The sequence below is a fragment of the Streptomyces sp. NPDC046870 genome (assembly GCF_040704595.1).
Taxonomy (GTDB): Bacteria; Actinomycetota; Actinomycetes; order Streptomycetales; family Streptomycetaceae; genus Streptomyces; species Streptomyces argyrophylli.
The window spans coordinates 22,228-35,432 of sequence record NZ_JBEYXM010000034.1; the positions used below are offsets into that span (position 1 = coordinate 22,228).

General features: G+C 72.9%; 10 protein-coding genes and 2 pseudogenes. 6 read left to right on the forward strand and 6 right to left on the reverse strand.

Annotated elements, in window-relative coordinates; genetic code table 11:
* Nucleotides 1-70: 70 nt before the first annotated feature.
* Nucleotides 71-676: a TetR/AcrR family transcriptional regulator gene (locus tag AB0946_RS38245; protein ID WP_366765340.1), complete on the forward strand. Its 606-nt coding sequence runs from the start codon at nucleotides 71-73 to the stop codon at nucleotides 674-676.
* Nucleotides 673-1,686 (forward strand): DMT family transporter, encoded by a 1,014-nt coding sequence (locus AB0946_RS38250; RefSeq protein WP_366765341.1) that lies wholly within the window; start codon nucleotides 673-675, stop codon nucleotides 1,684-1,686. Before AB0946_RS38245 ends, AB0946_RS38250 begins: the two co-directional genes overlap by 4 nt.
* A gap of 84 nt (nucleotides 1,687-1,770) precedes the next feature.
* Here AB0946_RS38250 and AB0946_RS38255 read toward each other — a convergent pair whose 3' ends face one another.
* Nucleotides 1,771-2,010 carry a hypothetical protein gene (locus AB0946_RS38255; RefSeq protein WP_366765342.1) on the reverse strand — a complete coding sequence of 80 codons (240 nt, stop codon included), beginning with the start codon at nucleotides 2,008-2,010 and terminating at the stop codon, nucleotides 1,771-1,773.
* Nucleotides 2,011-2,552: 542 nt separating this feature from the next.
* The gene (locus AB0946_RS38260) at nucleotides 2,553-3,290 is read right to left on the reverse strand and encodes a trypsin-like serine protease (RefSeq protein ID WP_366765343.1); all 738 of its coding nucleotides are present in this window, start codon (nucleotides 3,288-3,290) and stop codon (nucleotides 2,553-2,555) included.
* A gap of 311 nt (nucleotides 3,291-3,601) precedes the next feature.
* Here AB0946_RS38260 and AB0946_RS38265 point away from each other — a divergent pair.
* From AB0946_RS38265 to AB0946_RS38275, 3 genes and pseudogenes are all read left to right on the forward strand, one after another.
* Nucleotides 3,602-4,537: pseudogene (locus AB0946_RS38265) on the forward strand (ABC transporter ATP-binding protein); the annotation flags it as partial.
* Nucleotides 4,538-4,950: 413 nt separating this feature from the next.
* Entirely contained in the window at nucleotides 4,951-6,381 is a 1,431-nt protein-coding gene (locus AB0946_RS38270) for an ABC transporter permease (RefSeq protein WP_366765344.1), read from the forward strand.
* A gap of 54 nt (nucleotides 6,382-6,435) precedes the next feature.
* Complete coding sequence (locus AB0946_RS38275) at nucleotides 6,436-9,192, forward strand: bifunctional YncE family protein/alkaline phosphatase family protein (RefSeq protein WP_366765345.1); 2,757 nt, start codon at nucleotides 6,436-6,438, stop codon at nucleotides 9,190-9,192.
* A gap of 85 nt (nucleotides 9,193-9,277) precedes the next feature.
* Here the strand turns inward: AB0946_RS38275 and AB0946_RS38280 are convergent, their stop codons facing one another.
* Nucleotides 9,278-10,276, reverse strand: a complete 999-nt coding sequence (locus AB0946_RS38280) for a hypothetical protein (protein ID WP_366765346.1) — start codon at nucleotides 10,274-10,276, stop codon at nucleotides 9,278-9,280.
* Between the two features lie 261 nt (nucleotides 10,277-10,537).
* On the opposite strand from AB0946_RS38280, the gene AB0946_RS38285 reads away from it, so the two are divergent.
* Entirely contained in the window at nucleotides 10,538-11,374 is an 837-nt protein-coding gene (locus tag AB0946_RS38285; protein WP_366765347.1) for an alpha/beta hydrolase, read from the forward strand.
* 155 nt (nucleotides 11,375-11,529) lie between these two features.
* On the opposite strand, the pseudogene AB0946_RS38290 reads toward AB0946_RS38285, so the two are convergent.
* The 3 genes and pseudogenes from AB0946_RS38290 to pqqD form a co-directional block, all read right to left on the reverse strand.
* Nucleotides 11,530-11,745 (reverse strand): annotated as a pseudogene (locus AB0946_RS38290) (MFS transporter); the annotation flags it as partial.
* A 25-nt stretch (nucleotides 11,746-11,770) separates the two neighbouring features.
* Nucleotides 11,771-12,949 carry a pyrroloquinoline quinone biosynthesis protein PqqE gene (gene pqqE, locus AB0946_RS38295; protein ID WP_366765348.1) on the reverse strand — a complete coding sequence of 393 codons (1,179 nt, stop codon included), beginning with the start codon at nucleotides 12,947-12,949 and terminating at the stop codon, nucleotides 11,771-11,773.
* Nucleotides 12,946-13,203, reverse strand: a complete 258-nt coding sequence (gene pqqD / locus AB0946_RS38300; RefSeq protein WP_366765370.1) for a pyrroloquinoline quinone biosynthesis peptide chaperone PqqD — start codon at nucleotides 13,201-13,203, stop codon at nucleotides 12,946-12,948. The genes pqqE and pqqD overlap by 4 nt, the downstream gene beginning before the upstream one ends.
* Nucleotides 13,204-13,205 lie beyond the last annotated feature (2 nt).

Here is a 13,205-nt window from a genome sequence, read left to right on the forward strand (position 1 = left end):
TCGGCTCGTGTGGACGGGACCGCTCGCGTGACCTAGTCTGGGTAGACCGACCTACCTAGTCTGGACTGTGATGAGGGGAACCGATGTGAGCACCCCGGACGGCGCACGCCGGCGCCCGGCCCGCGAACGCCTCCTCGCGGCGGCGGCCCGCCGCTTCTACGCCGACGGCGTGGCGGCGACCGGCATCGACACGATCACCACCGAGGCCGGCGTGGCGAAGATGAGCCTCTACAACAACTTCTCCTCCAAGGCCGACCTGGTCAGGGCCTACCTGGACGCCCGGCACGAGGAGTGGCTCGGCCTGTACCGCAGCCGGCTGGAACACGCCCGGGGCCCGCGGGACGGCGTGCTGGCGGTGTTCGACGCCTACGCCGACCACGCGGCCTTCGCCTACGAGCACGGCTTCCGCGGCTGCGGACTGCTCAACGCCGCCGCCGAGCTGCCGGCCGGCGACGAGGGCCGGGCCGTGGTGCGCGCCCACAAGGAGGAGGTCGAGCGGCTGATCGCCGGCCACCTGGAGGAACTGCTGCCCGAGCGGCCCGACGAGGCCCGGGCGACGGCCGAGCACCTCGCCTTCCTCCTGGAGGGCGCGATGGCCCGCGCCGGTCTGGAGGGCGACGGCGAACGCCTCCGGCACGCCCGCGCGATGGCCGCCGCCCTGCTGGACCGGCTGTGAGCCGGCCCGCCGGACCCGGCCGGTCCGCCGGGACGGGGGCGCTCTGCGTGCTGGCGGCCTCCGTCCTGTGGGGTACGACGGGTACGGCCGCCACGTTCGCCCCCCGGGTCGGCCCGCTCGCCATCGGCGCCGTCGCGATGGGCCTGGGCGGACTCCTCCAGGCCCTCGTCGCCGCCCCGAGGATCGCCCGCCACGCGTCCCGCCTGCGCGAACAGCGCGGCACGGTGCTGCTCGGCGCGGCCTCCGTCGCGGTGTACCCCCTGGCGTTCTACAGCTCGATGCACCTGGCCGGAGTCGCCGTCGGCACCGTGGTGTCGCTCGGCACCGCCCCGCTCGCCTCGGCCGTGATCGAACGGGTCGTGGACGGCCGCCGGCTCACCCGCCGCTGGACGACCGCCGCCGCCCTCGGCCTGCTCGGCACCGCCTTGCTGTGCGTCGCCGAGGCCGCGCACGCGGGCGACGGCACGGGCCGGCCGTCCCTGGCGGCCACGCTGCTCGGCGTGAGCCTCGGCCTGGTCGCCGCCGCCACCTACGCCCTCTACTCCTGGGCGGCTCACCGGCTCATCACGCGCCGCATACCCTCCCGCGCGGCGATGGGCGCGGTCTTCGGGCTCGGCGGACTGCTCCTCCTGCCCGTCCTCCTGGCCACCGGCGCCCCCCTCGTCGGCTCCTGGTCCAACGCGGCGGTCGGCACGTACATGGCCGCCATCCCCATGTTCACCGGCTACGTCCTGTTCGGCTGGGGCCTCGCGCACGTACCCGCCAGCACCGCCACCACGCTCTCCCTGCTGGAGCCGGCCGTGGCGGCCGTGCTCGCCGTCCTGGTCGTCGGCGAACGCCTGCCCGGCGTGGGCTGGGCGGGCATCGCACTGGTCGTCGCCTGCCTCGCGGTCCTCACCGCCGCCCCCCGGCGGCGGAAGCACTCCGAGGCCCCGGCCGGACCGGCTCCCGACGCGGCGCCGCCGGTCGCGGCCGGTCTCACCACGGTCCGGGACCAGGCGGCAGACTGAGCACGAGGGTGCCGCGCCCCCGACACGGGCTCCGCCCGGCGGAGGGACGAGCGGGCCCGGGCCGTGCCGTCAGGGGGCGGTCGGCTACGGCGCCGGATCCTCCTGCGTGCTCCGGACCGCCTTCTTCACGGACTGTTCCAGCTCGTACCGCGACCCGCCCTCGCGCGCCGCGTACGCCGTCAGGGCGGTCTGGAACGCCTCGGCCGCCCCTCGCCACGCCCGCCACTGGGCGTCGAACTCCTCACCGCACAGGCCGGCCAGCTTCGCACGCTCCGCTTCACAGGAACGTTCCAGCTCGACCAGTTCGCCCGGAATTTCTGTCACACAAGGATGCTATGCAGAGCATCACCGGGACGCCCGTCAGCGCACGCCGCCGCCCGCGCTCCCGGGAGGGCCGCCTGCGGCCATCCGGCGTGCCTACCGCCCGACGGCCTGGTCGTGGTCCTCCGCCCCGGCGTCACGGGTGAGCCGCGTCAGCTCACCGGTGCGCACGTCCACCGTCCGGACGGAGTACGAGCCGCGCGAACGGCGTGCCCGCCGCGCTCGGACGCGAACCCGGTGCGACGGCCGCCGGCCTCATGGACACCCCGGTCGTCCCGCGGACCGGAACCGTCCGGCGGCCAGGCCGACCGGGGCCGGTCGGGGCCTGGCCCCGGTCGGTGCCGTCGCCGCGACGCCCGCCCGGGGCGGCGACCACGGCACGCCCTCCGCCTCGACGGCCGGACGCCCGCCGTCCGGCGAGACGGCCACGGACGCGCCGGTGCCTCCGGTGGCAGCGGAAGGGCCGGCCGGCGGCCACCGCTCCCGTACGACCGTGGGGGAGCGTGCGTGGCGTCGCGCGGTGGGCGCGCGTCGCCGGGCAGGCCTCAGTGACCCCCGGTGCGGACGACCCACTTGATCCACGAGCGCAGGCGCGTGACGTCCCCGAACGAGGCGACCTCCGTCCGGTCCGACGCGGACAGGACGCCCACGAGCACCTCGCGGCCCGCCTTGTCGAACGCCGTCGCCGGGCCACCCGAGTCGCCGCCCGCCGGCAGACCGGTACCGCGCTGGACGCAGAAGTCCCCGGTCCCCACGAGCAGATCGCACCGCGGGTCCGTGTGCCTCACGATGGTGACCTGCGCCTGCTTGAGCACGTTCGACTGGCACGAGGTCTCGTCCCGCGGCGGCGCGCACGTGGCCCCCCAGCCGTAGGACCGCACACCGCGCCCCACCTTCACGCTGTCGCCGGTTCCCACCGCGAGGGGTTCGACGTCCAGGCGGGGCACCCGTACGAGGGCCACGTCGGCCCCCGGCGCGAACACCGTGCCGTTCTCGACGCGACGCACGACCTTCCCGTGCCGCTGGTCGAGGCTGCCGACGCGGAACGTGACGTCCCAGTTGTCGTAGCGGACACAGTGACCTGCGGTGATCACCCACTCCGGGGCCACGACGGTGCCCGTGCAGGACGGCTCGCCGTCGGTGTAGACGCGCACCGCCCAGGGGCCGTGCTTGCTGACCGTGCCTCCCTGGATGGCCGACGCGGGTCCCGCCGTCGTCAGGGAGAAGGCGATGCACGCGCCGATCGCGCCGATCACGCCGTATACACGCGTCTTGCTCAACATGGGGTTTTCCTCAAGTCCGGTAGCTGCCAGTTGCATGCGTCCGGCTAGAGCGAAGGACCGTCCGGGCGGTTCCGCGACCGCGCGGTCCGTGCACTCCGGGAACAGAACGGTTCCCTCCGTGCCGGGCTCCCGCCGCGCTGACGCTACGTCAGAACGTCTGGGCAGAACGCCCATACAGGGACGACCGCACGCGCTCCGGACGCCGGTTGACTCGCGTTTGGTGTTCCGTTCCCTGAGCGTTCAGCCAGGAATCGCCGTCAGGGTCGTGTGCGCTTCCTAGGGTCCATGAGGCTTTCCGAAAGAAGGGGCTCATGGACGCACAGCTCGCGATCCGGGCGCGCGGCATCACCAAGTGTTTCGGTGACGTCGTCGCGCTCGACGGCGTGGATCTGGACGTGCCGCGGGGACAGATCCACGGCCTGGTCGGCCCCAACGGGGCCGGCAAGACGACGCTGCTCGGCCTCCTCCTCGGCCTCGCCGTGGCCGACGGCGGCAGCCTGGAGATCCTCGGCACGCCGGTGGGCCGCGCGTTCGAAGCCCCCGGCGGTGTCTCCGGGTTCGTGGACGGGCCGGGGCTGTACCCCTCGCTCACCGCCCGGCAGAACCTCGCCGCGCTCGCCGCCCTGCGTGGCGACGGCACGCGGTCCGCGGGGATCGACGACGCCCTCGAAGAGGTCGGGCTCACGGACGTCGCCGACGAGCGCGCCCGTGGCTTCTCCCTGGGCATGCGGCAACGGCTCGGCCTCGCCGCGGCCCTGCTCACCCGGCCGCGGCTGCTCATCCTGGACGAACCCTCCAACGGCCTGGACCCGGCCGGGAAGAAACACGTCCACGGTGTCCTCACCCGGCTCGCCCGGGAGGGTACGGGCGTCGTGCTCTCCAGCCACCGGATGGACGACCTGGAGGCCCTGTGCTCCGAGGTCACCATCCTCGCCACCGGACGCGTCGTCTTCTCCGGGCCGCTGGGCGAACTGGCGGCCGAGAACAGTGAACTCGACTACCGGCTGGTCACGTCCGACCCGGAGCGCGCCCGCCGGCTGGCCGCCGACGCGCCCGGAATCCGCCTGTCCGACGACGCCGCGGGACGCCGGGGAGAAGAGGCACTGGTGCTCAGCGCGCTGGTGCCCGCCCTCGACGACCTGGTGGCGCGGCTCGTCCACGAGGGCATCGCGCTGCGCGAACTGGCGCCGCTGCTCTCCCCGTTGGAGGCCGCGTTCCTGTCCCTGACCGAGCGACGGGAACCCGACGGCCGGCAACGGGATGACGCGGGCGCCTCGCAGCGGGGTGACTCCGTCGCGTGGCAGCGGGATGACTCCGCCGTCCGGCAGCGGGACGGTGCCGAGACCCGGCAGTTGGAGGACGCCGAAACTCCGGAGCGGGGTCACGCCGCTGTCCGGCAGCGGGACGGTGCCGAGACCCGGCAGTTGGAGGGCGTCGAGAGCCCGCAGCGGGACGATGCCAGCGCCGCGCAGCGGGACGGCACCGCCGCCCGGCAGCGGAACCGTGCCGAGCCCCCGCATCCGGACGGCGCCGAGAGCCCGCAGCGGGATGACGCCGCCGCCGGGCAACGGGGTCAAGCCGCACGGCAGTTGGACGGCGTCGGCACCCCGCAGCAGGACGCCCCGCAGAAGTCCGCCGCCCAGCAGCAGGAGACCGGCCGATGACCGCAACGCCGACCCCCACCGCGACCACATCCCCGACCCCCACCACGCCCCCGGCTCCGGCCCCCACCCCCGTACCCCTCGCGCACACCAGCGCATCAGGCCGTGTCACGGTTGCCCGAAGCTACCGCTTCGAGGTCGTCAAGCTCCTCTCCCAATGGCGTATCCGCCTGCTGCTCCTCGCCTGCTGGATCGTGCCGGCGCTCTTCGTCGCCGGGGTGAGCGGGCAGAGCACGCTGCCCACGGACACCCTCTTCGGCCGCTGGATGCACGCCACCGGATGGGCCGGCCCGCTGGTGACGCTCGGCTTCGCCGGCACCTGGGCGCTCCCGCTGCTCACCTCCGTCGTCGCCGGTGACGTGTTCGCCTCCGAGGACCGGCTCGGCACCTGGCGCCACCTCCTCGTCGCCGTCCGCTCGCCCCGGCGGATCTTCGCGGCGAAGGCGCTGGCCGGCCTCACCGTCATCCTGCTGCTCGTCGCCGGGCTGGCCGTCTCCAGCACGGTCGGCGGGCTGGTCGCGGTCGGCGACCAGCCGCTCGTCGGCCTCGACGGCCACCTGCTCACGCCGGGGGACGCCGCCGGCACCGTCCTGGCCGCCTGGGCCGCTGTCCTCGCCCCGACCCTGGCCCTCGCCGGGATCGGGCTGCTCGGCTCGGTCGTACTGGGACGCTCCCCGATGGGTCTGCTGCTGCCCGCGCTCGTCGCGCTCGCGATGCAACTGGCCCAGATGCTGCCGCTCCCCGTCGCCCTGCGCCTCGCCCTGCCCGGCGACGCCTTCGTCACCTGGAACGGCCTGTTCACCAGCCCGGCGCAGCTGACCCCGCTCCTGATCGGCATCGTTGTCAGTCTCCTGTGGGCCGTGACGGCGACGGCGCTGGCCTGTGTCCTCTTCCTGCGGCGCGACTTCACCAACCCCACCGACGACGGCTCGGCGCGCCGCGCGGTCATCACGGCGGCCCTGCCGCTCGCGGCACTGCTCGGTGTGACGGTCGTGGTCGTGGCGGCGACGACCACGGCCACGGGCTCCGGGATCGAGCAGGCCAAGGTGGAGCGCTCACTCGCCACGGAGTTCGCCCACCTGTACCGCCTGCAGACCGAGCAGCTCCACCGGCCCACCGTCACCGAGGCGCAGCTGAGGACCTCGGCGGCGTGCACCAAGGCCGGTGTCCAGGACGGCGCCCAGGGCCCGGGCAACGACTGGCGGTGCGTCGTCTCCTGGCACCTGCCGGGCGTCGCGGCCACCGGGTCGGCCGTCTACCAGCTCGACATCACGGCGGACGGGCGGTTCGTCGCCGACGGCGACGGGCCGAAGGAAGTGAACGGCTACTTCGTGGTGCGCACGTCCACCGGAGACGCACCGAACCCGCTGTGGCAGTTCGACGGCGACGTCGACCTGCTCTCCGCCTCCCCGGACTCCCGGACCCCCTGAACCTCTCCTTCCCGGCCACCCCCCAACTCCCTCTCGAATCCCGAGGAATGACGCATGCAGATAACACGCCGCCGCCGGCAGGCCGAGAAGAAGTACTACGACCTGCTGGGCAGACGTGTCAGCCGCCGGGCCGCCCTGGTCACGGCATGCATCACCACGGCCGCCCTGGCCACCGGCACCGCCGTCGCCGAGACCCGCCAGTTCGGCACCGAGCAGGTCGGCCAGGTCACCGACAAGGGCCAGGTCGTCTCCGCCGACCAGTACATCGCCCCGTACGGCGACCGCCTCGTCGTCGACGACGGCAAGATCATGTCGTCGACGGTCAGCCCCGACGGCAGCCGCCTCGTCGCCTCGGTCACCGACGGCGACGCCTCGCTGGTCGTCGTCGACCTCGCGACCGGGCAGATCAAGCAGCGCGTCGGCACCAACGCCGCCGACGACCTGCGCATCAGCAGCAACGCCGTCGGCCAGGAAGGCCCGACGTACTCACCCGACGGCAAGCAGCTGTGGCTGGGCCAGCTCGACGGCTACACCAAGTTCACCGTGAACCCGGACGGCACCCTCGCCAACCCGGTGGCCGTCAAGATCCCGGCCGACGGCAGCAAGCAGGCCCTGGCCGCCGCGGCCGTCTTCTCGGCCGACGGCTCCACCGTGTACGCCGCGGTCAACGGCCAGAACCGGGTGGTCGCGATCGACGCGGCGAGCGGAACCGTCAAGCAGAGCTGGACGGTGGGCAACGCCCCGCGCGGCATGGCCCGCGTCGGCGACAAGCTCTACGTCAGCAACGAGGGCGGCCGGCCCGCGAAGGCCGGCGAGTCCACGCTCAACTCCTACGGCACCCAGGTGCCGGCCGACCCGAAGACCGGCGCCACCACCACCGGCACCGTCAGCGTCATCGACCTGGCCGACCCGTCCGCCGCCGTCGGCACCATCGACGTCGGCCTGCACCCGACCGCCGTGTACGCCCAGCGCGGCGCGGTGTTCGTCACCAACACCGCCGACAACAACGTGTCGGTCATCGACACCGCCAAGGACAAGGTCGTCCAGACCATCTCCACCCAGCCGTGGCCGGAGGCCTCGGTCGGCTACGAGCCCGACGCGGTGACCCTCACCGACGACGGCCGGCTGCTGGTGACGCTCGGCCGCGCCAACGCCGTCGCCGTCTACCGCTACACCTCCCCGCAGGAGCCGGTCAGCTACGTCGGCCTCCTCCCGACGGACTACTTCCCCGCCGAGATCACCACCGTGGGCAAGAAGGTCGTCGTCTCCAACACCCGCGGCATCGACGCGCGCCGCCCCGCCGCCGCCGGCCACGGCACCCACGACACGACCTCCAGCCTGACGCAGTTCACCCTGCCCAGCGACCGTGTCATCCGTTCCCAGACCGCCAAGGTCTTCCAGCAGAACGGCTGGAGCGCCGACTCCGTGCGGCTGGCCAAGGGCCACGGCAACGGCAACGGCAAGGCGCAGCCGGTGCCGGCGCGGATCGGCGACCCGTCGACGATCAAGCACGTCTTCCTGATCGTCAAGGAGAACCGCACCTACGACCAGGTCCTCGGGGACGTCCCCGAGGGCAACGGCGACCCGTCGCTGACGCAGTTCGGCGAGAACGTCACGCCGAACCAGCACGCGCTGGCCGAGCAGTTCGGGCTGTACGACAACACCTACGACATCGGCACCAACTCGGCCGAGGGCCACAACTGGCTGATGCAGGCCGACAACCCCGAGTACACCGAGTCCTCGGCCGGCGAGTACAAGCGCAGCTACGACACCGAGGACGACGCCCTCGGTCACCAGAAGACCGGCTTCCTGTGGTCGGGCGCGCAGGCGGCCGGCAAGTCGGTGCGCAACTTCGGCGAGTTCCAGCAGTTCCTGACGAAGCCGTCCGGCGCCAGCTGGCAGAACCTGTACTGCGACGCCAGGAACATGGACGCCACCGGCCAGGCCACCGCCTACCCGCTGAACTCGTCCTCGCCGATCCCGTCGCTCAACAGCGTCTCGGTGCCCGGCTTCCCGAAGTTCGACACCAGCGTCCCGGACCTGTACCGGTACGAGATCTGGAAGCAGGACTTCGAGAAGAACGGCCCGGCGAACCTCAACATGTTCTGGCTCTCCAGCGACCACACCGGTGGTCCGGCGAGCCCGGCCGCCCAGGTCGCCGACAACGACCTGGCCACCGGCAGGATCATCGACAAGATCTCGCACAGCAAGTACTGGAAGGACTCGGCGATCTTCGTCGTCGAGGACGACTCCCAGGCCGGTCTGGACCACGTGGACGGCCACCGCGCCCCGGTCCAGATCATCAGCCCCTGGGCCCAGCACGGCACCGTCGACAGCCACTACTACTCGCAGATCACGATGATCCGCACCATCGAGCAGATCCTCGGGATCCACCCGATGAACCAGAAGGACAGCGCGGCCACTCCGATGCGGGGCGCGTTCACCCGGCACCCCGACTACACGCCGTTCACCGCTCTGCCCAACCGCACCTCGCTCACCGACGGCGTGAAGACCCCGCCGGCCTGCGGCGTGGACACCCCCGCCGCCCAGGACCCCAAGGCCGCGGCCGTGCCGTCGGCGAAGGTGCCGGCCGGCAAGGAGTCCCTCGCCGCCGAGTGGGACGCCTGGAAGTCCAAGCAGCACCTGACCGGCCCGCACGCCATCCCCGACTACGCCAACCCGGCCCAGCTGAACCACCTCACCTGGTACCAGACCCACAACTGGACGCGTCCGTACCCCGGCGAGAAGAAGATCTACGCCCCGAACGACGTGCCCGGCGCCTACATCCCGTCGGCGGAGTCCGACGGCTGACGGTCCTGCCGCCGGCAGCCTGACGGCTGACACGCGCCCAACCGAGGACCCCTGTCGGGCCGGCCGCCCGACAGGGGTCCCCCCGTCAGAAGTCCTCGCCCGGGAAGTCCTGGTCGAGACCGCTCGTGTCGATGTCGGAGCCGTCGATGGGCGGGCCGCCGAGGAAGCCGTTCATCAGGTCGCCCAGGTCCAGCTTGGTCGCACCGGCCGGAGCGGTGGGCCTGGTGCCCTCGCTCATCCGCAGCGTCAGCCCGAGCTTCTTGACCTTGGCGGTCTCGGCCAGCTTGGCGAGGTCCACGTCCACCTGGGACAGCTCGCCGTTCTTGAGGGTGAAGTCCGCCGTCACCTTGGCGTTGGGCGCGTCCTTCAGGTCCTTGTCCGTCGGCAGCTCCATGCCCGGCGGCAGGTCCTTGGCCAGCGGCCGCAGCTCGCCGAACAGTTCGGTGACCAGCGTGCGGAAGGGCGCCGTCGCGGTGACGTGCTCGGTGCCGTCCCCGCCGCCGGCCGTCTTGAAGCGCACCTCACGGGCGACGACCTCGCGGAGCGCCTTCACCAGCTTCTTCTGCGTCCTGGCGTCGAGGGACGGCGCGGGCGCGGGACCGCCCTCGCCCTCGGCGGCGGCCTTGTCCATCTCCTTGGTGCTGAACTTCACCCACTTGCCCTCGAGGACGGCCTTGAACGCCCCGGCCTGAGGCGGCAGGTCGTCCGCGGACGGTACGGGGCTGCCCGACACCTTGCCCATGGCGTCCATGTCGGCGCGGAGGTAGGTGTAGTCGCCGATCACCCGGTACTCGGCGAGGTCGCCGTCCGGGGTGCTGACCTTCAGGGCCGTGCCGACGAGGTCCTTCTCGCCGGACTCGGCGAGCGGCTTCTTCGACTCCACGGTCACCGTGATCTTCGCGCCGCTGATCAGCTGGGCGGCTTCGTCCGGGATCTCCTCACCGGGCGCGGGGTCGGACTCGGCGTCCAGCGCCTTCAGGGTCGCGGCGTCGGCGTCCACGTCGAGCTCGAAGGAGAGCCTGTTCTTCTTGCCCAGTTCCTCGAAGGCCCGGTCGAGCTTCTTGCCGGCGGACAGCTGCTCCACCGTTCCGCAGGCGGCGGAACCCGCGAGGACGGCACCGACGACGGCGGTGGCGGTCAGGGTCTTGCGTATGGCGTTGATGATGGTCTCCTCGTTGCTCCGATCACAGTGTGATCGAACAGAAGACTCACAACCCGCCCACAGGGTTGTACGGCCCGTCCTGGCACTGACGGACAAGAAGCGGTGCGCTCGCCGACAAAAGACGGCGGCACCCGCCGCCCTAGCATGAGCGCGCAATCCACTCCCAGCGAAGGACATGACACCGTGCCGTACATCACCGTGGGCCAGGAGAACTCCACCACCATCGACCTGTATTACGAGGACCACGGCACCGGGCAGCCCGTCGTCCTCATCCACGGCTTCCCGCTCGACGGCCACTCCTGGGAGCGGCAGAGCGCCGTGCTGCTGGACGCCGGCTACCGCGTGATCACCTACGACCGCCGCGGCTTCGGGCAGTCCGGCCAGCCCACGACCGGGTACGACTACGACACCTTCGCGGCCGATCTGAACACCGTGATGGAGACGCTCGATCTGCGGGACGCCGTTCTGGTCGGCTTCTCCATGGGCACGGGCGAGGTCGCCCGGTACGTGTCGGCCTACGGCTCCGCCCGCGTCGCCAAGGTCGCCTTCCTGGCCTCGCTGGAGCCCTGCCTGCTCAAGACCGACGACAACCCCGACGGGGTCGCCCCGAAGGAGTTCTTCGACGGCGTCGTCGCGGCCGTCAAGGCGGACCGGTACGCCTACTACACGGACTTCTACAAGGACTTCTACAACCTGGACGAGAACCTCGGCACCCGGATCAGCGAGGAGGCCGTGCGCAACAGCTGGAACGTCGCCGCGAGCGGTGGGTTCTTCGCCGCCGCCGCCGCGCCGTCCACCTGGTACACCGACTTCCGCGCCGACATCCCGGCCATCGACGTGCCGGCCCTGATCCTGCACGGCACCGGCGACCGGATCCTGCCCGTCGAGGGCACCGCCCGGCCCTTCCACAAGGCCCTGCCGTCCGCCGACTACGTGGAGATCGAGGGCGCTCCGCACGGTCTGCTGTGGACCCACGCCGAGGAGGTCAACGCCGCGCTGCTCGCCTTCCTGGCGAAGTGACGTCGCTCGCCGCCCCGGCCGGGGGCCGGGGCGGCGAGGCGGCCGGGCCCCGGGTTCCGGCCGGCCGTGCGCCGGCCACCGGTGCCCACCGGTTCGCCGTGGGCGGTGCCCGGTGCGCACCAGCCGCTCACATGCCCGTCCCCGTCAGCGGGCCGTCATGCGGCGGGAAGTGGCGTCTTCGGCGGGCCGGGAAGCGTCCGGCCCAGGCGGCCCAGCGGGGACAGGGCCATCAGCGCCGGTGACAGCAGCATGCCCGCCGCTGTCGTCAGCAGCCCGGCCCGCGTTCCCCACACGTCCGCGAGCAGGCCGCCGAGCAGCGAGCCGAGCGGGGCCGTCCCCATGCCGACGAAGTTGACGGTCGCGGCAAGACGGTGGTGCGCATCCGTGGTCCGCCGGTCAGGTCCCGCCCTTCGGTCCGTCGGTGGTGACGGCGGCGGGTTCCGGGGCCGGGGCCGGTGCGGGCACCGCTCCGGGCCTGCGGTAGACGTACGGCGGCGCCTCGGTCCGGTCGCCGTCGGCCGGGTCCCGGACGAGGTGGTGGTCGGGGGAGAGCGCGCACGCCGGGTCGGTGCGGGCGGCGTCGCCGGTGAGGGCGAACGCCTGGCAGCGGCAGCCGCCGAAGTCATCCTCCTGCCGGGGACAGCCCCGGCAGGGGCCCGTCATCCAGTCGGTGCCCCGGAAGCGGTTGAACGCCGGGGACCGCTCCCAGATCCAGGCGAGCCGGTGGTCGCGGACGTTGGGCGGGTCGAGGTCCGGCAGGGAGGCGGCCGCCGGGCAGGGCAGCACGGTCCCGTCCGGCGCGACGGTCAGCGAGACCGCCCCCCAGCCGCCCATGCAGGGCTTGGCCACGCCGTCGAAGTAGTCGGGGACGACCCACACCAGGTCCATCCGCCCGGCGAGTTCTCCCCGGCGGCGTTCCACGGTCTCCCGGGCGCGGGCCAGTTGGCCGCGGGTGGGCAGCAGCGCGGCCCGGTTGAGCAGGCCCCAGCCGTAGAACTGCGCGTTGGCCAGCTCGACGCGGTCCGCACCCCAGGCCAGGCCGAGCTCGATGACGGCGTCGACGGCGTCGAGGTTGTCCCGGTGCAGCACGACGTTCAGGCCGAGCGGGACCCCGGCCCGGCGGACGAGCGCCGCGGCCCGTTCCTTCGCGGCGAAGGAGGCGGGGCGCCCGGCGATGCGGTCGTTGGCCTCCGGGCCGGCGTGCTGGACGGACAGCTGGACGCTGCGCAGCCCGGCCTCGGTGAGGGCGGCCAGCCGGGCCTCGTCCAGCCCGGTCCCGCTCGTGACCAGCTGGGTGTAGATCCCGGCGGCCTCGGCGGCGGCGACGATCAGCTCCAGGTCCGGGCGCAGCAGCGGCTCACCGCCGGACAGGTGCGTGTGCACGACGCCCAGCTCACCGGCCTGACGCAGTACGTCCGTCCACGCGTCGGTGCTCAGCTCGGTGGAGCGGCGGGCCAGTTCCAGTGGGTTGGAGCAGTACGGGCAGTGCAGCGGGCAGGCGTGGGTGAGCTCGGCGAGCAGGGCCCAGGGCGGCGCGGGCGCCACGACGGACGCGGGGTTCACGGGGGTGGTCACGTCAGCCAGCCCTCCTGTCGCAGGCTGTCGAGGAAGGCGGGGACGGTGGCGGCCACCGGCGCTCCGGGAAAGCGCTCGGCCAGCTCGCCGACGATCCCGGGCACGGTGCGGGTGCCGTCGCACAGGCTCACGACCATCCCGCCGTGTCCTTCGAGCACGACCACGCGTTCCGGCAGGACCAGCAGGTCCGTGCCGCGCACGGCGTCGTGCCGCAGCATCAGCGCGGGGGCGAGCGCCGGGCACCACTGCTCCATGG

Coding starts and splice junctions, on each gene's coding strand:
- pqqD (WP_366765370.1), bottom strand. CDS start 13,203: ATGGAGCAGTGGTGCCCGGCGCTCGCCCCCGCGCTGATGCTGCGGCAC.
- AB0946_RS38245 (WP_366765340.1), top strand. CDS start 71: ATGAGGGGAACCGATGTGAGCACCCCGGACGGCGCACGCCGGCGCCCG.
- AB0946_RS38260 (WP_366765343.1), bottom strand. CDS start 3,290: ATGTTGAGCAAGACGCGTGTATACGGCGTGATCGGCGCGATCGGCGCG.
- AB0946_RS38270 (WP_366765344.1), top strand. CDS start 4,951: ATGACCGCAACGCCGACCCCCACCGCGACCACATCCCCGACCCCCACC.
- AB0946_RS38275 (WP_366765345.1), top strand. CDS start 6,436: ATGCAGATAACACGCCGCCGCCGGCAGGCCGAGAAGAAGTACTACGAC.